Source organism: Streptomyces sp. NPDC055815, from assembly GCF_053616475.1.
Genome location: NZ_JBSHDU010000026.1, coordinates 47,436 through 72,171 on the forward strand (window position 1 = coordinate 47,436; position 24,736 = coordinate 72,171).

At 72.5% G+C, this 24,736-nt stretch carries 20 protein-coding genes; 7 read left to right on the forward strand and 13 right to left on the reverse strand.

The genetic code is table 11. The annotated features are described in order from the left end of the window. Positions 1–9 precede the first annotated feature (9 nt). The 4 genes from whiA to uvrC are packed head-to-tail and all read right to left on the reverse strand — an operon-like array spanning position 10 to position 4,971. Positions 10–999 (reverse strand): DNA-binding protein WhiA, encoded by a 990-nt coding sequence (gene whiA, locus ACWGN5_RS18445; RefSeq protein ID WP_030205188.1) that lies wholly within the window; start codon positions 997–999, stop codon positions 10–12. Then, entirely contained in the window at positions 990–2,015 is a 1,026-nt protein-coding gene (locus ACWGN5_RS18450) for a gluconeogenesis factor YvcK family protein (protein WP_453516261.1), read from the reverse strand. Before ACWGN5_RS18450 ends, whiA begins: the two co-directional genes overlap by 10 nt. Next, positions 2,012–2,974: an RNase adapter RapZ gene (rapZ, locus tag ACWGN5_RS18455; RefSeq protein WP_369143613.1), complete on the reverse strand. Its 963-nt coding sequence runs from the start codon at positions 2,972–2,974 to the stop codon at positions 2,012–2,014. The genes ACWGN5_RS18450 and rapZ overlap by 4 nt, the downstream gene beginning before the upstream one ends. Further along, the gene (gene uvrC / locus ACWGN5_RS18460; RefSeq protein ID WP_453516264.1) at positions 2,971–4,971 is read right to left on the reverse strand and encodes an excinuclease ABC subunit UvrC; all 2,001 of its coding nucleotides are present in this window, start codon (positions 4,969–4,971) and stop codon (positions 2,971–2,973) included. Before uvrC ends, rapZ begins: the two co-directional genes overlap by 4 nt. Positions 4,972–5,029: 58 nt before the next feature. Between uvrC and ACWGN5_RS18465 the strand changes: the two genes are divergently transcribed. Continuing rightward, on the forward strand, positions 5,030–5,782 hold the full coding sequence (locus ACWGN5_RS18465) for an SDR family NAD(P)-dependent oxidoreductase (protein WP_453516267.1): 753 nt from the start codon (positions 5,030–5,032) through the stop codon (positions 5,780–5,782). A 434-nt stretch (positions 5,783–6,216) separates the two neighbouring features. On the opposite strand, the gene ACWGN5_RS18470 is transcribed toward ACWGN5_RS18465, so the two are convergent. Next, positions 6,217–6,942 carry a hypothetical protein gene (locus tag ACWGN5_RS18470; RefSeq protein WP_453516346.1) on the reverse strand — a complete coding sequence of 242 codons (726 nt, stop codon included), beginning with the start codon at positions 6,940–6,942 and terminating at the stop codon, positions 6,217–6,219. 5 nt (positions 6,943–6,947) lie between these two features. Continuing rightward, entirely contained in the window at positions 6,948–7,553 is a 606-nt protein-coding gene (locus ACWGN5_RS18475) for a papain-like cysteine protease family protein (protein WP_453516269.1), read from the reverse strand. A 236-nt stretch (positions 7,554–7,789) separates the two neighbouring features. Between ACWGN5_RS18475 and ACWGN5_RS18480 the strand changes: the two genes are divergently transcribed. Then, positions 7,790–8,719 carry a hypothetical protein gene (locus ACWGN5_RS18480; RefSeq protein WP_453516271.1) on the forward strand — a complete coding sequence of 310 codons (930 nt, stop codon included), beginning with the start codon at positions 7,790–7,792 and terminating at the stop codon, positions 8,717–8,719. Between the two features lie 3 nt (positions 8,720–8,722). Here ACWGN5_RS18480 and ACWGN5_RS18485 read toward each other — a convergent pair whose 3' ends face one another. Together ACWGN5_RS18485 and uvrA are read right to left on the reverse strand one after the other, a co-directional pair. Beyond that, positions 8,723–9,148, reverse strand: a complete 426-nt coding sequence (locus ACWGN5_RS18485; protein WP_453516274.1) for a Rieske (2Fe-2S) protein — start codon at positions 9,146–9,148, stop codon at positions 8,723–8,725. A gap of 169 nt (positions 9,149–9,317) precedes the next feature. Further along, complete coding sequence (gene uvrA, locus ACWGN5_RS18490) at positions 9,318–12,362, reverse strand: excinuclease ABC subunit UvrA (protein ID WP_453516277.1); 3,045 nt, start codon at positions 12,360–12,362, stop codon at positions 9,318–9,320. A gap of 156 nt (positions 12,363–12,518) precedes the next feature. Between uvrA and ACWGN5_RS18495 the strand changes: the two genes are divergently transcribed. The 3 genes from ACWGN5_RS18495 (at position 12,519) to ACWGN5_RS18505 (ending at position 15,316) form a co-directional block, all read left to right on the forward strand. Next, the gene (locus ACWGN5_RS18495) at positions 12,519–13,208 is read left to right on the forward strand and encodes a maleylpyruvate isomerase family mycothiol-dependent enzyme (RefSeq protein WP_453516280.1); all 690 of its coding nucleotides are present in this window, start codon (positions 12,519–12,521) and stop codon (positions 13,206–13,208) included. Positions 13,209–13,243: 35 nt separating this feature from the next. Further along, the gene (locus tag ACWGN5_RS18500) at positions 13,244–13,900 is read left to right on the forward strand and encodes an MBL fold metallo-hydrolase (RefSeq protein ID WP_453516281.1); all 657 of its coding nucleotides are present in this window, start codon (positions 13,244–13,246) and stop codon (positions 13,898–13,900) included. Between the two features lie 129 nt (positions 13,901–14,029). Further along, positions 14,030–15,316, forward strand: coding sequence for an MFS transporter (locus ACWGN5_RS18505; protein ID WP_453516282.1), 1,287 nt, complete (start codon positions 14,030–14,032; stop codon positions 15,314–15,316). Positions 15,317–15,392: 76 nt separating this feature from the next. On the opposite strand, the gene ACWGN5_RS18510 is transcribed toward ACWGN5_RS18505, so the two are convergent. From ACWGN5_RS18510 to ACWGN5_RS18530, 5 genes are all read right to left on the reverse strand, one after another. Continuing rightward, a complete protein-coding gene (locus ACWGN5_RS18510) occupies positions 15,393–16,394 on the reverse strand; it encodes a TerC/Alx family metal homeostasis membrane protein (RefSeq protein ID WP_453516284.1) in 1,002 nt (333 codons plus the stop codon). 231 nt (positions 16,395–16,625) lie between these two features. Further along, positions 16,626–18,599 (reverse strand): TerD family protein, encoded by a 1,974-nt coding sequence (locus tag ACWGN5_RS18515; RefSeq protein ID WP_453516287.1) that lies wholly within the window; start codon positions 18,597–18,599, stop codon positions 16,626–16,628. Between the two features lie 97 nt (positions 18,600–18,696). Beyond that, the gene (locus tag ACWGN5_RS18520; RefSeq protein ID WP_030692674.1) at positions 18,697–19,275 is read right to left on the reverse strand and encodes a TerD family protein; all 579 of its coding nucleotides are present in this window, start codon (positions 19,273–19,275) and stop codon (positions 18,697–18,699) included. Positions 19,276–19,427: 152 nt separating this feature from the next. Further along, positions 19,428–21,566 (reverse strand): excinuclease ABC subunit UvrB, encoded by a 2,139-nt coding sequence (uvrB, locus tag ACWGN5_RS18525; RefSeq protein WP_453516289.1) that lies wholly within the window; start codon positions 21,564–21,566, stop codon positions 19,428–19,430. Between the two features lie 71 nt (positions 21,567–21,637). Further along, entirely contained in the window at positions 21,638–22,549 is a 912-nt protein-coding gene (locus ACWGN5_RS18530; protein ID WP_453516290.1) for an MHYT domain-containing protein, read from the reverse strand. Between the two features lie 230 nt (positions 22,550–22,779). On the opposite strand from ACWGN5_RS18530, the gene ACWGN5_RS18535 reads away from it, so the two are divergent. Continuing rightward, the gene (locus ACWGN5_RS18535; RefSeq protein ID WP_453516292.1) at positions 22,780–23,358 is read left to right on the forward strand and encodes a methylated-DNA--[protein]-cysteine S-methyltransferase; all 579 of its coding nucleotides are present in this window, start codon (positions 22,780–22,782) and stop codon (positions 23,356–23,358) included. Between the two features lie 67 nt (positions 23,359–23,425). Beyond that, on the forward strand, positions 23,426–24,718 hold the full coding sequence (locus ACWGN5_RS18540) for an MFS transporter (protein WP_453516294.1): 1,293 nt from the start codon (positions 23,426–23,428) through the stop codon (positions 24,716–24,718). Positions 24,719–24,736: the final 18 nt, after the last annotated feature.

Consider the following 24,736-nt stretch of genomic DNA (forward strand, 5'->3'; position numbering starts at 1 on the left):
CGTACGGGCTCAGCCGACGAGGCTGTCGTCCAGCTCCTCCGTCAGGTTGGACTCGGTCCCGGGGATGCCCAGGTCCTGCGCCCGCTTGTCGGCCATCGCGAGCAGCCGGCGGATCCGGCCGGCCACCGCGTCCTTGGTCAGCGGCGGGTCGGCGAGCGCGCCCAGCTCCTCCAGGGAGGCCTGCTTGTGCTCCATGCGGAGCCGGCCGGCGGCGGCGAGGTGCTCGGGCACCTCCTCGCCGAGGATCTCCAGGGCGCGCTGCACCCGGGCGCCCGCGGCGACCGCGGCACGGGCCGAGCGGCGCAGGTTGGCGTCGTCGAAGTTGGCCAGGCGGTTGGCGGTGGCGCGGACCTCGCGCCGCATCCGCCGCTCCTCCCAGGCGAGCACCGACTCGTGCGCGCCGAGCCGGGTGAGCAGCGCGCCGATCGCGTCGCCGTCGCGGACGACGACCCGGTCCACGCCCCGCACCTCCCGGGCCTTCGCCGCGATGGAGAGGCGGCGGGCCGCGCCGACCAGGGCGAGGGCGGCCTCAGGACCCGGGCAGGTCACCTCCAGGGAGGAGGAGCGGCCGGGCTCGGTCAGCGAGCCGTGCGCGAGGAACGCGCCGCGCCAGGCCGCCTCGGCGTCACAGGTCGCACCGGAGACCACCTGCGGGGGCAGGCCCCGGATGGGGCGGCCGCGGCCGTCCACGAGACCCGTCTGCCGGGCGAGCTGGTCGCCGCCGGCCACCACCCGCACCACGAAGCGCGAGCCGCGCCGCAGCCCGCCGGGGGCCATCACGATCAGCTCGGAGCTGTGCCCGAAGATCTCCAGGATGTCCCGCTTGAGGCGGCGGGCCGCCATCGCGGTGTCCAGCTCCGCCTCGATCACGATGCGGCCGCTCACCAGGTGCAGCCCGCCCGCGAACCGCAGGATCGACGAGACCTCTGCCTTCCTGCAGCAGGTCCGGGTGACGGGAAGCCGGGAGATCTCGTCCTTCACCGCTGCCGTCATCGCCATGGGCCGATCCTTCCATGCATCCGAAAAATACGGTCGTACGCGGCGGCCAACAGCTCCGGGTCATGCTTCGCGGAGCCGTCGGGCCCGGCCACCGGCGCCAGCTCGACCGCGGCACCGAGCCGCTTGGCGGCATCGGCGAGGGACTCGCGGTCGGGCACGGCGGCCTCGTCGGCCAGCACCACGTCCAGGGCGAGTTTAGGGGCGTGTCGTCCCAAAACCTCCAAATGACGCTGCGGGGAGAAGCCCTCGGTTTCTCCGGGCTGCGGCGCGAGGTTCAGCGAGAGCACCTTCCGGGCCTTCGTCTCGGCCAGGGCGTCGAGGAGCTCGGGGACCAGGAGGTGCGGAATCACCGAGGAGAACCAGGAGCCGGGACCGAGCACCACCCAGTCCGCGTCCAGGACGGCCGCGACCGCCTCCGGCACGGCCGGCGGGTCGTGCGGCACGAGGTGCACGGACTGCACGTCGCCGGGGGTGAGCGCCACGGTGGCCTGGCCGCGCACGGTGTCCACGTCGTCCGGCCGCTCCGGGTCGTGGCCCCTGACCAGGGCCTGGAGCTCCAGGGGCACCGCGGACATGGGCAGCACCCGGCCCTGGGCGCCGAGCAGCCGGCCGACCAGGTCGAGGGCCTGGACGGGGTCGCCGAGCTGCTCCCAGAGGGCGACGATCAGCAGATTGCCGACGGCGTGGCCGCCCATCTCGCCCTTGGACTGGAAGCGGTGCTGGATGACCCGGGCCCAGGTCTGGCCCCAGTCGTCGTCGCCGCAGAGCGCGGCGAGCGCCTTGCGCAGATCGCCCGGGGGCAGCACGCCGAGCTCCTCCCGGAGCCGGCCGCTGGAGCCCCCGTCGTCGGCGACCGTGACGACGGCGGTGAGGTCGCCGGTGATCCGGCGGAGGGCGGCGAGGGAGGCCGACAGGCCCATGCCGCCGCCCAGCGCGACCACCTTCGGCTGGGCGCCGCGCCTGCGGAGCGTACGCCGCACCGCGAGGGTGGAGGTACGCCGACGGTACGGCTTCACTCGCGCCCCATGTCCCGGTGGACGACGACGGTCTCGACCCCTTCGGAGGCGAGGCGGGCGGCGAGGCGCTCGGCGGTGGCGACGGAGCGGTGCTTGCCGCCCGTGCAGCCCACGGCGATGGTCACGTACCGCTTGCCCTCGCGGCGGTAGCCCGCGGCGATCAGCTGGAGCAGCTCGGTGTAGCGGTCGAGGAACTCCTTGGCGCCCGGCTGGTTGTAGACGTAGTTCGACACCTCCTCGTTGAGGCCGGTGAAGGGGCGCAGCTCGGGGACCCAGTGCGGGTTCGGCAGGAAGCGCATGTCGACGACGAGGTCGGCGTCGACCGGCAGTCCGTACTTGAAGCCGAAGGACATCACGGTGGCCCGGAGCTCGGGCTCCTCGTCGCCGGCGAACTGGGCGTCCATCTTGGCGCGCAGCTCGTGGACGTTGAGGCTGGAGGTGTCGATCACCAGGTCGGCGTCGCCGCGCAGCTCGCGCAGCAGGTCGCGCTCGGCGGCGATGCCGTCGGTGATGCGGCCGTCGCCCTGGAGCGGGTGCGGCCTGCGGACCGACTCGAAGCGCCGGACCAGGGCCTCGTCGGAGGACTCGAGGAAGACGATCCGGCGGGTGACCTGCTTGGCGTCCAGGTCGGCGAGGGACTCCCTGAGGTTGTCGAAGAACTGCCGGCCGCGGACGTCCACGACGACGGCGATCCGGGCGACATTGCCCTGGGAGCGGGCGCCGAGCTCCACCATGGTGGGGATCAGCGCGGGCGGCAGATTGTCCACGACGAACCAGCCGAGGTCCTCCAGGCACTTCGCCGCGGTGGACCGGCCGGCTCCGGACATGCCAGAGATGATCACCAGCTCGGGAATGGCCGCCTCGGCGCCGTTGTCGCCGGCGGTCTCCTTCGTGCCCGTACTCACGTGTCCTGCTCCGTCTTCTCGGTCGTGCTCGTCGTGCGTGTGGCGCTCGCTCATGCGCTGGTGCCCCCGTCGTCTTCCATGATCTCTCCTGTGGCCGTGTTCACGGCGGGTGCGGCGGGGGCCGCCTGGGCCAGGGCCACGGCGACCGCCTCCGCGGTCTTCCGGCCGAAGCCGGGGACCTCACAGATCTGCTCGATTGTCGCCTGCTTCAGCCGCTTCACCGAGCCGAAATGCTTGATCAAGGCCTGTTTGCGCGAGTCTCCGAGGCCGGGGACGGCGTCGAGCGGGCTGGTCCGGAGGCGTTTGGTCCGCTTGGACCGCTGGTAGCGGATGGCGAAGTCGTGAGCCGTGTCACGCACCCGCTGGAGCAGATAGAGCCCCTCGCTGGAGCGGGGCAGGACGACCGGGTCGTCCTCGCCGGGCAGCCAGACCTCCTCCAGGCGCTTGGCGAGGCCGCAGACCGCGACGTCGTCGATGCCGAGCTCGTCGAGGGCGCGGCGGGCCGCGGCGACCTGCGGCTGCCCGCCGTCGACGACGACGAGCTGCGGCGGGTACGCGAAGCGCTTGGGCCGCCCGTCGTCCTGGGGGTCATCGGCCGGGACCTCGCCGCCGGCCTCCCCCTCCGCGAGGGCGCCCCACTCCCCCGTGCGGTCCTTCTCGGCGAGGTACCGCTTGAAGCGGCGGCTGATCACCTCGTGCATGGACCGGACGTCGTCCTGGCCCTCGAAGCCCTTGATCTGGAAGCGGCGGTACTCGCCCTTGCGGGGCAGCCCGTCCTCGAAGACGACCATCGAGGCGACGACGTCCTCGCCCTGGAGGTGGGAGATGTCGAAGCACTCGATCCGCAGCGGCGCCGAGTCCAGGTCCAGGGCCTCGGCGATCTCCTCCAGGGCCCGGGAGCGGGTGGTCAGGTCGCTGGCGCGCCTGGTCTTGTGCAGCACGAGCGCCTGCTGGGCGTTGCGCGCGACGGTCTCCATCAGGTCCTTCTTGTCGCCGCGCTGCGGGACGCGCAGCGAGACGAGGGAGCCGCGGCGGCCGGAGAGCCACGCGGAGACGGACTCCGTGTCCTCGGGCAGCGCCGGGACCAGGACCTCCTTGGGGACGGCGTCGCCGCTCTCCTCGCCGTACAGCTGCTGGAGCGCGTGCTCCACGAGCCCCGCCGTGTCGACGGCCTCGACCTTGTCCGTGACCCAGCCGCGCTGGCCGCGGACGCGTCCGCCGCGCACGTGGAAGATCTGGACGGCGGCCTCCAGCTCGTCCTCGGCGAGGGCGATCAGGTCGGCGTCGGTGGCGTCGGCGAGGACGACCGCGTTCTTCTCCATGGCCTTGCGGAGGGCCTCTATGTCGTCACGGAGGCGGGCGGCCTTCTCGTACTCCATGTCCTCGGCCGCGATCATCATCTGCTTCTCGAGCCGGCGGATGTACGTGCCGGTGCGGCCGGCCATGAAGTCGCTGAAGTCCTCGGCCAGTTCGCGGTGCTCCTCGGGCGTGACCCGGCCGACGCAGGGCGCCGAGCACTTGCCGATGTAGCCGAGGAGGCAGGGCCGGCCGGCCGAGGCGGCGTTGCGGAACACCCCTGCCGAGCACGTCCGGACGGGGAACACCCGCAGCATCAGGTCGACGGTCTCGCGGATCGCCCACGCGTGCGCGTACGGCCCGAAGTAGCGCACGCCCTTCTTCTTGTGCCCGCGCATCACCTGGACCCGCGGGAACTCCTCGTTCATCGTCACCGCGAGATACGGATAACTCTTGTCGTCCCGGTACTTCACATTGAACCGGGGGTCGAACTCCTTGATCCAGGAGTACTCCAGCTGCAGCGCCTCGACCTCGGTGGACACCACGGTCCACTCCACGGAGGCGGCCGTCGTCACCATGGTGGCCGTGCGCGGGTGAAGGCTCGTCAGCGGCTGGAAGTAGTTCGCCAGCCGCTGGCGCAGGGACTTCGCCTTCCCGACGTAGATCACCCGGCGGTGCTCGTCGCGGAACTTGTAGACCCCCGGGGAGTCGGGGATCTGACCCGGCTTGGGGCGGTAGCTGGAGGGGTCTGCCATGCTCCCCACCCTACTGGCGGGGACCGACACTCAGGGCGGCCGCGCTCGTTGGCCGGACATGGCTCAGGAGACTTCAGGACGGCTGCAGGACCGGGTGTGCGTGATCACGGGCGCGGCGAGCGGGATCGGCCGGGCGACGGCGGAACGCTTCGTACGGGAGGGCGCGCGGGTGGTGGCCGCGGACGTCGACGCGGACCGCCTCGCGGAGGTGCCCGGAGTGACCCCGGTGGTCGGGGACGTCTCCCGCGAGGAGGACGCGCGGCGGATGATCGACACGGCGGTCGACCGCTTCGGACGGCTGGACGTGCTGGTGGCGAACGCCGGCGTGATCCCGCTGCTCTCCGTCACCGAGGCGGAGGGCGCGGACTTCGACCGGGTGATGGCCGTCGACGGCCGGGGCATGTTCCTGACCTGCAAGTACGCGATCGAGGCCATGCTCGTCACGGGCGGCGGGGCCATCGTGTGCACCTCGTCGATCTCCGGCGTGGCCGGGCAGGCCCGGCAGGCGGTCTACGGCCCGGCGAAGTTCGTCGCGACCGGCCTGACGAAGCACCTCGCGGTCGAGTGGGCCTCGCACGGCATCCGCGTCAACGCGGTCGCCCCCGGCACCATCGAGACCGAACGCGTGGCCGCCGCGCGCGTGGAGCCGGGCGGCCCCGAGTACCTCGCGGAGATCGTCGGGGCCCACCCGATGGGCCGCTTCGGAACGCCGGAGGAGGTGGCGGCGGCGATCCTGTTCCTGTCGTCGGAGGAGGCGTCCTTCATCACGGGGGCGGTGCTGCCGGTGGACGGCGGGTACTTGGCCCGCTGACCCGCGCCTCACCGAGCGGCGCCCCCGCGCCCGTGTGAGCCCGCGCCTCGGCTGGGCGGCGCCCCGGCCCACCGCCCGTGCGGGCCCGCACCGGGTCGGGCGGCGCCCCGGCGCCCGTGTGGGCCCGCACCCGGGCGGGCGGTGCCCCGGGGCCACCCCCGTGTGGGCAATCGTCCCGCTGGGGCGGGACGGGTGGGCACACGGGACGGCGCCCTTTCGCGGCGCCTCCGCGTTCCGTGCCTGTGCCCGCACCCACCGTGGCGGCGTGCATCCGGTGCGGGTTCAGGCGCGGGAGCCTAGGCCCGGCAAGGGGCGCCGTTCCGTTGTGCCCACCCGTTCCGCCCCAGCGGAACGATTGCCCACAACGGCGGGGCGCCAGCCCAGAACGGGGTGGGCACCGCGCCGGCGGAACGATTGCCCACAACGGCGGGGCGTCAGGCCGGGCGGCGGCGGGCCAGGGCCGTGCCCGCGAGGCCCAGGGCCACCACACCCGCCCCCGCCATCACCGCGCCGTCCCGCGCCGCGTCAGGCGCCGACGCCTCGTAACCCCCCGCCGCCCCCTTCCGCGCGTACGCGGACCCCGGCAGCTTGTCGCCGTACGCCCGCGCGACCCGCTCCCGGTAGGCCGCGAGGCTCGTCCCCTCGCGCCCGACGGCCCGTACCGCGTCCTCGTCCAGCGGCAGCACCTTCGCCCCCTTCTGGACGTACCACGCGTCGATCTGCGGCTCGCGGAAGACGAGGCCGCCGCGGCCCAGCTCCGCGTACCGGATCTCGTCGTCGCCGGTGGCGATGTTCACCACCTGCCAGCCGCCGGGCTGCTTGACCGTCCACAGCGAGGCCTTCTGCCCGTCCGAGGCGACGGCCCTGCTGGCACGGAACTCGACGCGGGCGACCGGTGCCCCGGGCTTCCCGGCGACGAAGTCCGGGGAGAGGAGCCGCACCGGGACGGACGCGCCGTCGACGCGCGGCGCGGCCGCCGCGGGGGCGAGGGCCCCGTCGCGGGCGAAGAACCGGGACAGGGTGTCGAGGGTCCCCGGCGCGGAGGCGGCCTGTTCGGGGGTCGGCGCGGGCGGCAGGCCTTCGGCGGCGGCCGAGGGCAGCGCCCCGAGGGCGACGAGCGCGGCGGCGAGGAGGCCGATGGTCGTGGCGCGTGCGTTCATGGCGGTCACGCCCCGATCCGGTAGAGCGAGTGGGTCCAGGAGAAGGAGTTGTTGTTGACGTACCAGGCGTGCGAGGCCCAGTTGTAGCGGTCGCTGGAGGGCCAGGGGTCGCCCCAGTAGACCCAGCTGTTCGCGTCGTCGTAGCCGTAGATCACGTGCATGTGGCCGCCGCCGCTGGACCACTGGATGCGGGTCTCGACGGGCCGGTCGGCGTTGATCTCGGTCTGGACGGTCGAGTACCGCAGCCAGCCGTCGACGTACGAGCCGGGGCTGATGCCGGCCCAGCTCAGTCCGGTCTGGACGTTGCCGAGCGTGGCCTGCCAGTTGGGGCAGTCGTAGCCCTGCTGCCGGTTGAAGGCGGCGTTGCAGAACTGGTTCTGGCTGTAGTTCCGGCCGTACCAGGTGGCGATGGTGTTGCCGCTCGCCGCCCAGCACCAGTTGGTCTTCTGCTGGGCCTGCATGGTGATGTTCAGCCGCTTGGAGGCGAGGGCGGAGACCCCCTCCTCCGACGGCGCGACGGGCGCGGCTGGCGCGGCGGAGGCCGTGGTCGTGGGGACGAGGAAGAGGGCGGCCGCGGCGAGTGCCGCGAGGTCGATCAGTCTTCTGCGCATCGCGTTCCTCCCAGGGTGGGGGGTGGGGATGTGGGGAGTCGGAGGAGCGCGTCCGGACGCTGGTCAGGAGCATCGACCGTTGTCCGGACCGGGTCAACACGCTTCAATGCGGGGTGACATCGGACTGTGAACGGTGTGACCCGGGTGTGAACGGACACCCGTGGCCCACCTGCCCGCCCACCCCTCGCGGCGCGATGGTCCGTGCCCCCGTCGTGAACGTTCACCGAGGAGTCCTCGTGAGCCACACCGAGGCCGATCTGGTGCAGCTGCTGCACACCGGCCCCTTCCATCTGGCGCTGCGCACCGCGCTCGCCGTGCGCGGGCTGCCGCTCCAGCGGGTGCAGCACCATCTCGCGCACCGGGGCGTGAAGGTCGGGGTGACGAGTCTGAGCTACTGGCAGCAGGGCGCCCGCCGGCCGCAGCGGCCGGAGTCCCTGAAGGCCGTCCGGGCCCTGGAGGAGGTGCTCCAGCTGCCCGTGAACTCGCTGCTGCGGCTCCTGACGGAGGACGCGGCGGCCCGCGCCGAGGTGGAGCGCCCGGCGGCCCGCTCGTACCGCTCACTGGTGGAGGCCTCGGGCTCGGTCGAGGAGCTGCTCGCGGAGCTCGAGTCCCCGACGGACGGCGGGCTGCACACGGTGGGGCACCACGAGCGGGTGCGGATCGGGGACGGGCGGGAGCTGGTGGGGCGCGAGTCGCATCACGTGGTGCGGGCGCACCGGGACGGTGTGGACCGCTATCTCGCCATCCACCACGGCGACCCGGGCTGCGACCCGTCCCGGGTGGTGGTGCGGGCGGTGGAGAACTGCCGGACGGGGCGGGTGCGGTGGCACGCCGGGACGGGCGTGCTGGTCGCGGAGCTGCTCTTCGACGTGCGGCTGCGGGCCGGGGACACGTACCTGTTCTCGTACGGATTCGAGGACGGTACGGCGGGGCCGAGCGGGGAGTACGTGCGCGGGTTCAGCTTCGCGGGCGGGCAGTACGTGCTGCAGGTCCGCTTCGACGAGGCGGCGCTGCCGGTGCGGTGCCGGAGGTTCGCGCAGGCCTCGGCGGGGGCGCCGCGCGGCGGCCGTGCGGAGCTGACCCTGAGCGGCCGGCACCGCACGGTGCACCTCGTGGAGCAGGGGGTGCGCCCGGGGATCCTGGGGATCGACTGGGACTGGGCGTGAGCCTCAGGCCTGGGGGCCTGCGACCAGCTTGCCGTCCTCGACGCGGATCGGGACCTCGGGGAGCGGGACGGTGGCGGGGCCCTGGATCGCCTTGCCGGTCGTCACGTCGAAGCGGCTGCCGTGGCAGGGGCAGTTGCCCTCGTTCTCCTCGACCTTGTCGAGGACGCAGCCGGCGTGGGTGCACTGGGCGCTGAAGGCCTTGTACTGGCCCTTGGCGGGGCAGCTCACGACGAGCCGCTGCTCGCGGTAGAGCTTGGAACCGCCGACCGGGATCTCGTCCGGGGCGCCGAGCGGGACCGGGGCGGTCGGGGTCGGGACCTGGGCGTGGCCGAGCTTGGAATCGGTGGAGCAGGCGGCGACTCCCAGCCCGGCGGCTCCGGCGAGCGCCGCGCCTTTCAGTACGGTGCGGCGGCTGGACTGGCCGGACATGAGCGCTCCACGGTGAGGTGAGATCGGGGACAAGACCCCCCAGGGGTGACCGAACCGACGATACCGGCGCCCCCTCGCACCCCATCGACCGACCCTGACCCGGGAGGCCCGACCCGAGGCCCGGGAGGGGGCGCGGGCAGGACCCCCGGTCGGGGGTCCTGCCCGGGCCTCAGGCCTTGCGGGTGCGGGTCGTCGCCTTCTTGGCGGCGGCCTTGGTGGCCGTGGCCGCCTTCTTCGCGGGGGCCACCGCCTTGGTCGCGGTCTTCTTGGCGGGGGCCTTCGCCGCCACCGTCTTCGCCGCCGGCTTCTTGGCCGCCGCCTTCTTCGTCCCCCGAGCCGCCGGGATCGTCCCCGCGGCGTCGCTGATCCGCTCGGCGCCGAGGATCTCGCGGAGGAACTTGCCGGTGTGGCTCGCCGGGACCGAGGCGACGTCCTCCGGCGTGCCCTCGGCGACGACCAGACCGCCGCCGCTGCCGCCCTCCGGGCCCATGTCGATGACCCAGTCCGCGGTCTTGATGACATCGAGGTTGTGCTCGATGACGATCACCGAGTTCCCCTTGTCGACCAGGTTGGACAGGACCTTGATCAGCTTCGAGATGTCCTCGAAGTGCAGACCGGTGGTCGGCTCGTCGAGGACGTACACCGTGCGGCCCGTCGAGCGCTTCTGGAGCTCGGAGGCGAGCTTCACGCGCTGCGCCTCGCCGCCGGAGAGCGTCGGCGCGGACTGCCCGAGGCGGACGTAGCCGAGGCCGACCTCGTTGAGCGTCCGCAGGTGCCGGGCGATCGTGGGGACGGCCTCGAAGAAGTCGAGGGCCTCCTCGATCGGCATGTTCAGGACCTCGGCGATGGACTTGCCCTTGTAGTGGACCTCCAGGGTCTCCCGGTTGTACCGGTCGCCGTGGCAGACCTCGCACGGGACGTAGACGTCCGGGAGGAAGTTCATCTCGATCTTGATCGTGCCGTCGCCGGAGCAGTTCTCGCAGCGGCCGCCCTTGACGTTGAAGGAGAAGCGGCCGGGCAGGTAGCCCCGGACCTTGGCCTCCATCGTCTCGGCGAAGAGCTTGCGGACGTGGTCGAAGACGCCGGTGTACGTCGCCGGGTTCGACCGCGGGGTGCGGCCGATCGGGGACTGGTCGACGTGCACGACCTTGTCGACGAGGTCGTCGCCGGCCACGCGGGTGTGCCGTCCGGGCACCGACTTGGCGCCGTTCAGCTCGCGCGCCAGGTGGGTGTAGAGGATGTCGTTGACCAGGGTCGACTTGCCGGAGCCGGAGACGCCGGTGACGGCGGTGAGGACGCCCAGCGGGAAGGAGACGTCGATGTCCCGCAGGTTGTTCTCGCGGGCGCCGTGCACGGTGAGCGCCCGTCCGGGGTCCGCCGGGCGGCGGATGTCCGGGGTGGCGATCGCCTTGCGGCCGGACAGGTACTGCCCGGTCATCGACTCCTCGTTGGCGAGGAGCTCCTTCAGGGAGCCGGAGTGGACGACCTTGCCGCCGTGCTCGCCGGCGCCGGGGCCGATGTCGACGACCCAGTCGGCGACCTTGATGGTGTCCTCGTCGTGCTCGACGACGATGAGCGTGTTGCCCATGTCCCGGAGCCGGACCAGGGTCTCGATGAGCCGGTGGTTGTCGCGCTGGTGGAGACCGATGGACGGCTCGTCCAGCACGTACAGCACGCCGACCAGGCCGGAGCCGATCTGGGTGGCGAGCCGGATGCGCTGGGCCTCGCCGCCGGAGAGCGTGCCGGCCGCCCGGTTGAGCGAGAGGTAGTCGAGGCCGACGTCGACGAGGAAGCGCAGCCGCTCGTTGACCTCCTTGAGGACCCGCTCGGCGATCTTCTTGTCACGGGCGTTGAGCGTGAGGCGGGAGAGGAACTCGGCGCAGTCGCTGATCGACATCGCGGAGACCTCGGCGATGGACCGGTCCATGACCGTGACCGCGAGGACGATCGGCTTGAGGCGGGAGCCCTCGCAGGTGGGGCAGGGCACCTCGCGCATGTAGCCCTCGAAGCGCTCGCGGCTGGAGTCGCTCTCGGCCTCGGTGTGGCGCCGCTTGACGAAGGAGACGGCGCCCTCGAAGGCCGGGGTGGTGTACGCCCGCTCGCGGCCGTACCGGTTCCGGTAGCGCACCTCGACCTGGGTCTTGTGGCCGTGCATCAGGGCCTTCTTGGCGCGCTGCGGCAGCCCGGCGTACGGGATGTCCGTGCGGAAGCCGAGGGCCTGGGAGAGTCCGCCGATGAGCCGGCCGAAGTACTCCTTGGTGTGGCCGTGCGACCAGGGGTGGATGGCGCCCTCGTCGAGGGACTTCTCCTCGTCGGGGACGATCAGCTCCGGGTCGACCTCCATGCGGGTGCCGATGCCGGTGCAGTCGGGGCAGGCGCCGAAGGGCGAGTTGAAGGAGAAGGAGCGCGGCTCCAGCTCCTCGAAGGACAGGTCGTCGTACGGGCAGTAGAGGTGCTCCGAGTACATCCGCTCGCGCTCGGGGTCGTCCTCGGCGAGGTCGACGAAGTCGAGCACGACCATGCCGCCGGAGAGTCCGAGCGCGGTCTCGACGGAGTCGGTGAGCCGGCGCTTGGCGCTGTCCTTCACGGTGAGGCGGTCGACGACCACCTCGATCGTGTGCTTCTCCTGCTTCTTCAGCGTCGGCGGTTCGCTCAGCTGGATGGTCACGCCGTCCACGCGGGCGCGGCTGTAGCCCTTGGTCTGCAGGTCGGCGAAGAGGTCGACGAACTCGCCCTTCCGCTCGCGCACGAGCGGGGAGAGCACCTGGAAGCGGCTGCCCTCGGGCAGCTCCAGGACCTTGTCGACGATGGCCTGCGGCGACTGGCGGGAGATCGGGCGGCGGCACTCGGGACAGTGCGGCTTGCCGATGCGGGCGAAGAGCAGGCGGAGGTAGTCGTAGACCTCCGTGATGGTGCCGACCGTCGAGCGCGGGTTGCGCGAGGTCGACTTCTGGTCGATGGAGACGGCGGGCGACAGACCTTCGATGAAGTCGACGTCCGGCTTGTCCATCTGGCCGAGGAACTGCCGGGCGTACGAGGAGAGCGACTCGACGTACCGGCGCTGCCCCTCGGCGAAGATCGTGTCGAACGCGAGGGAGGACTTGCCCGACCCCGAGAGCCCGGTGAAGACGATGAGGGAGTCACGCGGGAGGTCGAGCGAGACGTTCTTGAGGTTGTGCTCGCGAGCGCCACGGACGATGAGACGGTCGGCCACGCCGGTCCGCACCTTTCTTGAGAGAGCGGATGTGCCTGACACACCCAACAACCAAGGATGCCGGATGCTTCCGTCGAGCGTATAGCACGCACATTCGATTTCCGTCCGCGCCGAGACCGCTTCACCCGAATGAGTGGCGGCGCTAGGGTCGGCGCCATGATCGACCACGAACTCGACCTTGCCTCCGTACGCGAGGCGACCGAGCGGCTGCTGACCGCGGCCGCCTCATGGGACAACGCGGCGACGGCCGAGCCGTCACGGCTTCCCGGCTGGACCCGCGGCCACGTGCTCGCCCACGTCGCCCGTAACGCCGACGCTCTGGTCAACGTCCTCCAGGGCCGTCCCATGTACGCCGACGCCGCCACCCGCGACGCCGACATCGAGCGGGACGCCGGCCGCCCGCTCGACGTCCACCTCGCCGACCTGCGCGAGTCCGCCGACCGCTTCCAGGCCGTGGCCGCCGAGCCCGCCGACTGGAGCCGCACCGTCGAGCTCCGCAACGGGGTCACCGACAGCGCCTCCCGGATCCCCTTCCGCCGCTGGGTGGAGGTCGCCCTGCACCACGTCGACCTGGGCGTCGCCTACGAGCTGGAGGACCTGCCCGAGGAGTTCGTCCGGCGCGAGATCGACTTCCTGACGGAGCGGTTCACCGGCAACGCGGCCGTGCCGCCGACCCGGGTCCTGACCGAGGACGGCGCGGACAGCTGGACCACCGGCTCCGCGGAGGGCTCCGAGGTGACCGTGAGCGGTCCCGCCCCCGAGCTCCTCGGCTGGCTCGCCGGCCGTCGCGACGGCTCCGCCCTGAAGGTCGTGGGCGGCTCCCTGCCGGAGCTTCCCCCGCTGTAGCCGCCACTGTCACTCCCCGGGGCTAGTCTGAGGCCATGACGTACAGCGGAGTGGTGAAGGTCGGCGGCGCGGCGGACGTGCACGAGCTCACGGACCTGATGATCTCGAAGGTCGCGGTCGGTCCGATGGACAACAACGCGTATCTGCTGCGCTGCCGGGCGACCGGCGAGCAGCTGCTGATCGACGCGGCCAACGACGCGGCCACCCTCCTCACGCTGATCGGTGACGACGGCATCACCGCCGTCGTCACCACCCACCGGCACGGCGACCACTGGCAGGCCCTGGAGGAGGTCGTCGCCGCGACCGGCGCCAGGACCTACGCGGGCGCGTACGACACGGAGGGCATCCCGGTCCCGACCGACGTGCCCGTCCAGGACGGCGACACGATCCGGGTCGGCCGGGTCGAGCTGACCGCGCGCCGCCTGGTCGGGCACACGCCGGGCTCGATCGCCCTGGTCTACGACGACCCGCACGGCCACCCCCACGTCTTCACCGGCGACTGCCTCTTCCCCGGCGGCGTAGGCAACACCTGGAAGGACCCGGAGGCCTTCGCGAGCCTGATCCACGACGTGGAGACCAAGCTCTTCGCGGTCCTGCCGGACGAGTCCTGGATCTACCCCGGCCACGGCAAGGACACCACGCTCGGTGACGAGCGCCCTCACCTCGCGGAGTGGCGCGAGCGCGGCTGGTGACGCCCGGCGCGCGGCCCCCGAGCTGCGAGCCTCCGCACGCCCCCGTAACCCGGACGGCGGCGGGGTAGTTGGCGCGACATGCGCCAAAGTCACCCTCCGTCGCCGTCCCCGACGCCCCCGGCCCCTTCGATGGGGCGGCTCGCCGCCGCCTCGCTCGTCGGGACCGCCATCGAGTTCTTCGACTTCTTCGTCTACGGGACGGCCGCCGCCCTCGTCCTGGGGCCGCTCTTCTTCCCGACCTTCTCGCCGCTGGCCGGGACCCTGGCCGCCTTCGGCACCTTCGCCGCCGGATTCCTCGCCCGTCCCCTCGGCTCGGTCCTCTTCGGGCACGTCGGCGACCGGTACGGCCGACGGCCGGTCCTCTTCGCCTCGCTGCTCCTGACCGGCTGCGCCACGGTCGCGGTCGGCTGCGTCCCGACGTACGCGACGCTCGGCATCGCCGCCCCGGCGCTGCTCCTCACCCTCCGCTTCCTGCAGGGTCTCGGCCTGGGCGGCGAGTGGGGCGGGGCGGTCCTGCTCACCGCCGAGCACGCCCCCGAGCGCCGGCGCGCGCTGTGGGCGAGCTTCCCGCAGATCGGCCCCCCGGTCGGCTTCCTCCTGGCGAACGGGGTGATGCTGGCGCTCACCGCCGGGCTGAGCGACGCCGAGTTCCGCGCCTGGGGCTGGCGGGTGCCGTTCTGGGCGGCCGGGCTGCTCGCCCTCGTCGGGCTGCTGCTGCGCTCCTCGCTGGCGGAGACCCCGCAGTTCGAGGAGCTGTCCGCGTCCGGGCGGCGCACGGGCACTCCGCTGGCCGAGGTCGTCCGCGACCACTGGCGGCTCGTCCTGCTCACGGCCGGGGCGCTCGCGGTCGGGTACGCCGTCTTCTACTCGGTCTCCACCTGGGCGCTGGCCTACGGCACCGAGCGGCTCGGGGTGAGCAGCACGGTGATGCTGAGCTGCGTCATGGCGGCGGTGGCGGTGCAGGGCGCGGTCACCCCGTTCGTGGCGCTCCTCGGCGACCGCTGGGGCCGCCGGCCGCTCTGTCTGGCGGGCTGCGCGGCCTCCGCGCTCTGGATGTTCCCGATGGTGGCCCTGCTGCACACCGCGCGGCCGCTGCTGATGTTCCTCGGCTTCCTGGGCTCGATGCTGGCCTTCATCACCATGTTCGCGGTGGTCGCCGCGTACCTCCCGGAGCTGTACGAGCCCCACGTCCGCTGCACCGGCGCCGCCGTCGGCTACAACCTCGCGGGAGTCCTGGGGGGCGCTCTGACGCCCATGGTCGCCACGACCCTCTCCGACGGCGGCTCGGGCCCGCCCTGGGGCGTCGCGGCCTATCTCACGCTGGTCGCCCTGGTGAGCCTCGGCTGCTTCGCCCTGCTCCCGGAGACCCTCCCGGGCCGCTCCGAACAGCCCGCGCCGGAGCCGGCCACGGCCTGAACGGCTCCAGGGGTACGAAACGGCGGCGGCCGACCGGAGTGGTTCCGGTCGGCCGTCGGTCTGTCCGAGGGGGGCGTCAGGCCTCGACGCCGGCCTTCGGGGCGGTCTCCGCGGCGGCCTCGGCCGCCTCGCGCTGCGCCTGCTTCTTGGAGGCGATCAGGCTGGTGATGGTCGTGATGGCCAGGACACCGCCGATGACGGCGAGCGAGAACGGGATGGTGATCTCCGGGACGTGCACCCCGGACTCGTGCAGGGCGTGCAGCACGAGCTTCACGCCGATGAAGCCGAGGATCACCGACAGGCCGTAGCTGAGGTGGACCAGCTTCTTGAGCAGGCCGCCGATCAGGAAGTACAGCTGCCGCAGACCCATGAGGGCGAAGGCGTTGGCGGTGAAGACGATGTACGGGTCCTGGGTGAGGCCGAAGATCGCCGGGATGGAGTCGAGGGCGAAGAGGATGTCGGTGGTGCCGATGGCGAGCATGACGACCATCAGCGGGGTCAGCACCCGCTTGCCGTTGTTGCGGATGAAGAGCTTGGTGCCGTGGTACCGGTCGGCGACGCCGAACCTCTTCTCGACGGTCTTGAGGAGACGGTTCTCCTCCCACTCGTCCTCCTCCTCGTCGGAGCGCGCCTCCTGGATGAGCTTCCAGGCGGTGTAGATCAGGAACGCGCCGAAGAGGTAGAAGACCCAGGAGAAGCTCGCGATGATCGCGGCGCCGGCGGCGATGAAGATCGCGCGGAGCACCAGGGCGATCAGCACGCCCACGAGCAGCACCCGCTGCTGGAGGTGGGAGGGGACCGAGAACTTCGCCATGATCAGGACGAAGACGAAGAGGTTGTCGACGCTGAGCGACTTCTCGGTGACGTAGCCCGCGAAGAACTCGCCGGACGCCTGGCTGTTGCCGAAGATCAGCAGGCCGAGGCCGAAGAGCGCGGCGAGGACGATCCAGACGATCGTCCAGATTCCGGCTTCCTTGACCGACACGTCATGGGGCTTGCGCCCGATGAAGAAGTCGGCCCCGATCAGGGCACACAGACCGAGAATGGTCAGGACCCACAGGGTCATTGAAACGTCCACTGCGCCTCCGGCGTCGTACGGCTACTTGATCAGCGTCGTCGCTGCCGGAGGTCTCTTCCACCCGGGCGGCGGACGCGCCGCCGGGCCGACGCCCCGGGATCGGATCGCTGAGGATCCGTCCGTATTGACGGGTACGCCGCGCTTGGGGAGTACTCCCCTCCGCACCAAAAAGACTACCCGAAAGACCAAGAGAAGGTAAAGGGCAGGGTAAAGGGCCACCAAAAGGCCAGGTCAGAACCGCTTTCCATGGCGAGCGGACGCCACCTGGGTGAGGACCTGGCGGAGGACCGCGCTGCCCGGCGGAAGGAGCGGCGGCTCGTACGACCAGGCATGGCCGACCCAGGGGTCCGCGAGATGGTCGTCGGGCACCGGGGTGAGCCGCAGCAGCGAGCGCCACAGGGGGTCGAGCAGCGGCCCGTACGCGGCCGCGTCCTCCCGCGCGGCGACCATCAGCAGATGGACGCCGACCGAGGGCCCCTCGTCCGCGAGGTACCGCAGCCGGGTGACCGCCCGGTCGTCGAAGCCGTGCGGGAAGTCGTGCACGATCAGCAGCTGCCGGGCCGTGTCCAGACCGGGCGGCAGCGCGTCGGCCGCACCGCCCCGCTGGGCCATCTGCAGCAGGTCGACCCGCTCCGTGAGCTGTTCGAGGACCGCCGAGACACCGGCCGCGCCCCGGGCGGGCGGGGCGGCCGCACCCGTGTCCACGAGCGGCGCGAGGGCCGCGGCGCCCGCGCCCGCCGGATCGACGAGATGGACGGTGAGACCACCGGCCGGGTACGCCGCGAGCAGTCGCGCCGCGTGCGCGACGGCGGAGTCCAAGGCGAGCCGCCGGAGCTCGACCTCGTCGAGGAGCGCGGCCGCCTCGGAGTGGCCGCGGCCGGAGTCCACCCAGAGCCCGCGCTCCAGCGGCAGCCGGACGAGCATGGGGATCCGCAGATCGGCGCGCTCGGGGAGGTGGAGGTCGCCGAGGCGCACGGCCATCGGCTCCTCGTCGGGGACGCGGTAGGCGTGCCAGACGGGGTTGTCCCAGCGGGCGTAGGCGACGGGCAGCGCCGGCTCGACGACCTCGGACTCGGCCGCGAGCTGGGCGAGGTCCCGGTCCAGGACCTCCCGGGCGCGGTCCACGAGCTCGTCGTGCCGGGCGCGGGCGGCGGCCCGGGCCGCGTCGTTCGCGCCCCCGGCCCTGGCCCGGTAGTCGGTGAGCGTCTCGTCGAGCTCGCGGTCGAGCCGGGACTCGGCGAAGTCGCAGGCGCTGCGATAGGCGGCGGCGGTACGGGCCAGGTCCTCGAACATGCCCCACACCTGGTTGTAGAGCCGCTCGTCCATGGACCAGCCCGAGGCGTCCCCGGCGACCGGGACGGGAGGGGCCTGCCGGGGCTCGGCGGCCGGGGCCGGATCGGGGGCGGCGGACCGGCGCCGGGGGTGGGAGTAGTCGATGGGCCCGCCGGTGGCGACGCCGGCCACGGGGGTCGGGTGCGGGGTCGCCGGTGCCGGGTCCGGAGCGGCGGGCGTCGCCACGTGACGTACGGGCTCCGGCTCGGGGACGGTCGGCGGCGCGGCGGGCGCCGGAGCGGGAGTGGAGGCGGCGTCAGGGGCGGTGGTCGCGGGGGCGGGCGCGGGCGCGGCATCCGGGGCGGCGGGCGCGGGGGTGGGCGCGGCAGCGGCTTCCGGGGCGGCGGTCGCCAGGATCGTCGCGACGAGTTCCTCGGGACGCTCCAGGCCCTGGTCGCCGAGCAGGGCGGCGAGCCCGCCCTCGTACCCCTGGCCCATGGCGCGGACCTTCCAGGCCCCCTGGCGGCGGTACAGCTCCAGGGCGACCACGGCGGACTCCCGGTCGAGGCCGGTGATCGTGTAGCTGGCGATCTCGGCGCCGTCGGCGCCGCTGACGGCGACGAAGGGGGCGGCGAGGTCCCCGAAGCGGGCCGCTCCCCCGGTCAGCGCGAGGAGGACCGAGACCCGGTGGACCTCGCCCGGGACCGCGGCCAGGTCGACGGCGAGCCGGTGGTCGGCGGCGACCTGTCCGGGCGCGTCGACACCGGGGAGGGCGGGTGCGCCGGGGTGGGCGATCCACTCCGCGCCCGCCACCCGGCCCCGTTCGTCGCCGAGGGTGGCTCCGGCGAGGACGGGGGAACCGGCCGACACCCGGATCTCCAGTCGGGTCTCGGGCAGGGGGTGGTTCTGCCCCCGGACCAGCTCGGCCGTCATCGTCTCTGTCCCCTCAGCGTTTCCTGTGCGAGTTCATGCGGACAGCTCCCGGTGGCCTGGTGCCTCCGGGAGCTGTGGGTGTGCCGTGCCGGGCCTTCTAGAGGTGCGGCAGGATCGCCGGCATCAGGTCCTGGAAGGTGCGGCCGTTGGCCGGGTTGCCCAGGGCCGTCATCTGCCAGCCGGAGCCGACCCGGTGCACCTTCGCCATGATCTGCGCGGTGTAGTTGCCGCCGCCGTCGAGGGTGTAGCGCGCGAGCTCCTGTCCGTTCGTCTCGTCGACGATCCGGCAGAAGGCGTTCTGCACCTCCTGGAACGTCTGGCCGGTGAAGGAGTTCACCGTGAAGACGATCTGGTCGATGTGGACCGGCACGCGCTCCAGGTCCACGAGGATCGCCTCGTCGTCGCCGCCCTGGCCGGCGCCGCCCACCAGGTTGTCGCCGGTGTGCTTGACCGAGCCGTCGTCGCTGACGAGGTGACGGAAGAAGACCACGTCGACCGGCTGCTTCTCGGCGAAGAGGACGGCCGAGGCGTCCAGGTCGATCTCCCGGGTGCGCGAGCCGAAGAGACCGCGGCGCGGCGCCGCCTGCCAGCCGAGCCCCATCCGCACCTGGGTGAGGCTCCCCCCGCCCCGCTTCTCCAGGCTGATGGCCTGACCCTTGGTCATGTTGACCGACACGCGTTGCCCCTCTCGTCAAACGTTCCCCGCGCCCGCTGTCCGGTGCGTGCGGTTGTCGAGCACCCTACGCAGCGGCACCGACACCGCGGGGACACGGTCCGGTTTTGTGTCGGTCTTGCAACACACCGGACCGTCCGTCCGCGCCCCTCCGGTCAGGCGAGTCCCGCCTCCTTCATCTGGCGCAACTCCTTCTTCAGCTCCCCCACTTCGTCGCGGAGCCGGGCCGCCACCTCGAACTGCAGCTCGGCGGCCGCGGCGCGCATCCGGTCGGTCATCTCCTCGATGATCGCGGCCAGTTCGGTGGCCGGCCGGTCGCCCAGCTCGACGGTGGACCCCGCCTTGCCGCCCTTGCCCCTGGCCGCGGGGCCGTGCGCGGCGAGCGAGGGGACGGGGGCCTTGGCGCCCTTGCCCTCCTTGCCCTGCCGGTAGCCGGTGCCGAGCAGTTCCTCGGTGTCGATCTCCTCGCGCGCGATGGTCGCGACGATGTCGTTGATCTTCTTGCGGAGCGGCTGTGGGTCGATGCCGTGCTCCGTGTTGTACGCGATCTGCTTCTCGCGGCGCCGGTTGGTCTCCTCGATGGCCTGCTCCATCGCCGGGGTGATCCGGTCCGCGTACATGTGGACCTGGCCCGACACGTTGCGCGCGGCGCGGCCGATCGTCTGGATGAGGGAGGTCCCGGAGCGCAGGAAGCCCTGCTTGTCGGCGTCGAGGATGGCGACAAGGGACACCTCGGGCAGGTCGAGGCCCTCCCGGAGGAGGTTGATGCCGACGAGGACGTCGTACTCGCCGGCGCGCAGTTCGCGGAGGAGCTCGATGCGGCGCAGGGTGTCGACGTCGCTGTGCAGATAGCGCACCTGGATGCCGAGCTCCAGGAAGTAGTCGGTGAGGTCCTCGGCCATCTTCTTGGTGAGGGTGGTGACGAGGACCCGCTCGTCGCGCTCGGCGCGCAGCCGGATCTCGTGGACCAGGTCGTCGATCTGGCCCTCGGTGGGCTTGACGACGACCTCGGGGTCGACGAGCCCGGTGGGGCGGATGATCTGCTCGACGAAGCCGTCGCCGCGCGAGAGTTCGTACGTGCCGGGGGTGGCGGAGAGGTAGACGGTCTGGCCGATCCGCTCCTGGAACTCCTCCCACTTCAGCGGGCGGTTGTCGAGGGCGGACGGGAGCCGGAAGCCGTGGTCGACCAGGGTCCGCTTCCGGGAGGCGTCGCCCTCGTACATGGCGCCGATCTGGGGCACGGTGACGTGCGACTCGTCGATGACGAGGAGGAAGTCCTCGGGGAAGTAGTCGAGGAGGGTGTTGGGCGCGGAGCCGGGCTCGCGGCCGTCGAAGTGCATCGAGTAGTTCTCGATGCCGGAGCAGGAGCCGATCTGCCGCATCATCTCGATGTCGTACGTGGTGCGCATCCGCAGCCGCTGGGACTCCAGGTGCTTGCCCTGCTTGTCGAGCTCGGCGAGGCGGACCTCCAGCTCGCGCTCGATGTCGTTGATCGCCCGCTCCATGCGCTCGGGGCCCGCGACGTAGTGGCTGGCGGGGAACACGTACAGCTCGCGGTCCTCGCTGATGACCTCGCCGGTCAGCGGGTGCAGCGTGGAGAGGGCCTCGATCTCGTCGCCGAACATCTCGATGCGGACGGCGAGCTCCTCGTACACCGGGAAGATCTCGATGGTGTCGCCGCGCACCCGGAAGGTGCCGCGGGTGAACGCCAGGTCGTTCCGGGTGTACTGGATGTCGACGAAGCGGCGGAGCAGCTGGTCGCGGTCGATCTCCTCGCCGACCTTGAGCGGGACCATCCGGTCCACGTACTCCTGGGGGGTGCCGAGGCCGTAGATGCAGGAGACGGAGGCGACCACGACGACGTCCCGGCGGGTGAGCAGGGAGTTGGTCGCGGAGTGGCGGAGCCGCTCCACCTCCTCGTTGATGGAGGAGTCCTTCTCGATGTAGGTGTCCGACTGCGGGACGTACGCCTCGGGCTGGTAGTAGTCGTAGTACGAGACGAAGTACTCGACGGCGTTGTTCGGCAGGAGCTCGCGGAACTCGTTCGCCAGCTGGGCGGCCAGCGTCTTGTTCGGCGCCATCACCAGGGTGGGGCGCTGGAGCTTCTCGATCATCCACGCGGTGGTCGCCGACTTGCCGGTGCCGGTGGCGCCGAGGAGCACGACGTCCTTCTCGCCCGCGCGGATGCGCCGCTCGAGGTCGGCGATGGCGGTCGGCTGGTCGCCGCTGGGCTTGTACTCGCTGACGACCTCGAAGGGCGCCACCGAACGTTCGATCTTGGAAACGGGCCGCATGCAACCACCGTACGACCCGGCACTGACACTCGGGCGGTGATCGGCTCACCGCCCGGTCGCCGGGGCTCCCGTCACCAGTCCTGGGAGCGGTGTCCGCCGCGCGCGACGCTGCGGCGGGCGCCCCGTCCGGCGGCCCGGCCGGGCGGGCGTGCGGTCCAGTTGGCGGGCTCGCCGTAGGACGGGACGTGGCGCGGGGCGGGCACGCCGGGGCGGTGCGGGGTCCGGGCGGCGGGGCGCTGCCAGTCCGGGTCGCCCATCACGAGCAGCGGGTCGAACATGACGACGACCGCGGCCAGGATCAGGAAGACCGCGGGGCCGATCAGCATGGGCAGGAGGAGTGACGTGGCGGTGGGGCCGCCTCCCGCGCGGGCCTCGGCGCCGTGCAGGTGGACGCTGACGGCGGCCATGGCGGTGTAGTGCATACCACTGACGGCGCCGCCCATCACCAGGCTGGCGCCGAGACTGGCCAGAAATCCATGCACGGAGACGGCCGCCCAGAGGGCCGCGGTGGCGGCCACGACGGCGATGACCACGGAGAGGGCGACGGTGAGCGTGTCGTACTCGATCCGCCCCTGCAGGCGCATCCCGGCCATGCCGAGGTAGTGCATGGTGGCGACGCCGAGGCCGGTGATGGTGCCGCCGGTGACCAGGGTGAGGGCGGTCGCCCCGCGGTAGCCGACGATGAAGATGCCGATGCCGACCATGAGGACGGCGACGCCCAGGCTGGCGAAGGTGATGGGGCGGTCGTAGTCGATGGGCGCCTGCTGGACGGAGAAGCCCATCATCGCGATGAAGTGCATCGTCCAGATGCCGGTGCCGATCGACGTGGCGCCGAGGGCGAGCCAGCCGGCCTTGAAGGTGTCGTGGTGGCGGAGCGATCTGGTGGTGCACCTCAGGCCGAGGGCGCCGCCGAGGCAGGCCATGAGAAAGGCGGCCACCGGCGTGACGAGCCCGTAGCTGAATCCGTCGACCGTGCCCTGCATGAGCGTGTGTCCTCCACCCCTGGTGCCACGTCGTCCGAAAACAGTCGGTACCGCTGGGTAGTACTACCGGGGCGAGATTATGGCGCGCCCGGGGCGCGGCGACCACGTGACCGGGGATTTTCCGTTCGCGAGACCGGAGCGAGACCGGCCCGTGATCTCGGTGCCGGTGGGGGCCGGGTGGGCGGCCGTCTCGGGCCGGGTTGTCGGTGGCGGGTCGTACCGTGGGCGGCATGGACATCGACACGGGGGCGGACGCGGGGCAGGCCGGCGCGGAGCGGGCCGGCACGGTGGAGTGGACGGTCGTGGAGAGCGCCATCGGGCCGCTCTTCCTCGCCGCGACCGGTCGGGGGCTCGTGCGGGTCGAGTTCCACGCCGACGCGGCCCGGCGGGAGCGGATGCTCGACCGGCTGGCGGGACAGCTGGGCGCGGAGGTGGTGGAGTGCGCCTCGGGGCGGCTCGCGGAGGCGATACGCCGGCTCGACCGGTACTTCGCGGGCGAGCGCGACGAGCTCGACCTGCCGCTCGACTGGAGCCTGACGACCGGCTTCAACCGCCAGGTGCTGCGCGAGCTGGCGGCGGGCGTTCCGTACGGGACGGTCGTCGGGTACGGGGAGCTGGCGCGGCGCGTGGGGCAGCCGGGGGCGGCGCAGGCGGTGGGTGCGGCGATGGGCGCCAATCCGCTGCCGGTGGTGGTGCCGTGCCACCGGGTGGTGGAGAGCGACGGCGGACTCGGCGGTTTCGGGGGCGGTCTGGAGACGAAGCGGCAGCTGCTCGCCCTGGAGGGCGTGCTGCCCGCGCCGCTCTTCTGAGCGCGGGCGGTGGTGGGGGAAGGAGGCGGCGTTCCCATCGGATGGGACGGCTGGCACACTCACGTAAGTGACACATACCCCCAGCGCCCCTGACGCCACCGTGCCCGGCCGGATATCCGCCTCCGTCACCGCCGCCGAGCTGCCCGCGCTCCGTCGGCGCGTCCAGGCCGGGCTGATCGCCACCCAGGTCCTGGGAGGCCTCGGCATCGCCATCGGCTTCGCCCTCGCCGCCGTCCTGGCGAGGGACGTGAGCGGCACCGAGGCGCTGTCCGGCCTCGCGTCGACGGCTTCGGTGGCGGGCTCCGCGCTGCTCGCGATGCCGCTGGCCACGCTGATGACCCGGCGGGGGCGCCGGGTGGGCCTCATGCTGGCGTATCTGCTCGCGGCGGTGGGCGCGGGTGTGGTGGTGCTCGGGGCGGTCCTCGGGAACTTCCCCCTGCTGCTCGTCGGCCTCGTGGGCTTCGGTGCCGGGTCCTCGGCGAACCTGGCGGCCCGCTTCGCGGCCGCCGACCTCGCCGAGCCGGACCGCAGGGCGCGGGCCATCTCGACGGTGGTGTGGGCGACGACCATCGGCGCGGTGCTCGGTCCGAACGTCGCCGCGCCCGCCGGACGGAGCGTCTCGGGCCTGGGGATCCCCGCCGCCGCGGGCCCGTTCGTGTGGGCCGCCGGTGTCTTCGTGCTCGCCGCGGCCGTGGTGGCCGTGCTGCTGCGCCCGGACCCGCTGCTCACCGCCCGCGCGCTCGCGGACGGCGGGCCGGGCGAGGCGGCGGAGGGCCGCTCGCTGCGGGCCGGCATGGACGCGGTGCGGAAGTCCCCGCGGGCCCGGATCGCCCTGGTCACCATCGCCGGCTCGCACACCGCCATGGTGTCGATCATGTCGATGACCCCGGTGGCGCTCACCCACCACGGCGCGGACATCCAGCTGATCGGGCTCGTGATCAGTGGCCACATCACGGGGATGTACGCCTTCTCGCCGCTGATGGGCTGGCTGTCCGACCGGCTCGGCCGGCTCTCGGTGATCGGGCTCGCGGTCGGCCTGATCGGTACGGCGGCGCTGGTCGCGGGCACGGCGGGGGCGTCCCACGGCCGGATCGCCCTGGGCCTCTTCGTCCTCGGCCTGGGCTGGTCGGCCGGGCTCGTGTCCGGTTCGGCGCTGCTCACCGACTCGGTGCCGCAGGCCGCGCGGGCCGCCGTCCAGGGGCTCTCCGACTTCGTCATGAACACCGCCGCCGGGGTCGGCGGCCTCGCGGCCGGTCTGATCGTCTCGCAGGCCGGTTACGGTCCGCTGAACGCGATCGCCGCGTGCCTGCTGCTCCCGATGGCGGCCCTGGCGCTGCGCGGCTCCCTCCGCAAGGCCTGAGCCCCCGGACGCCCCGCC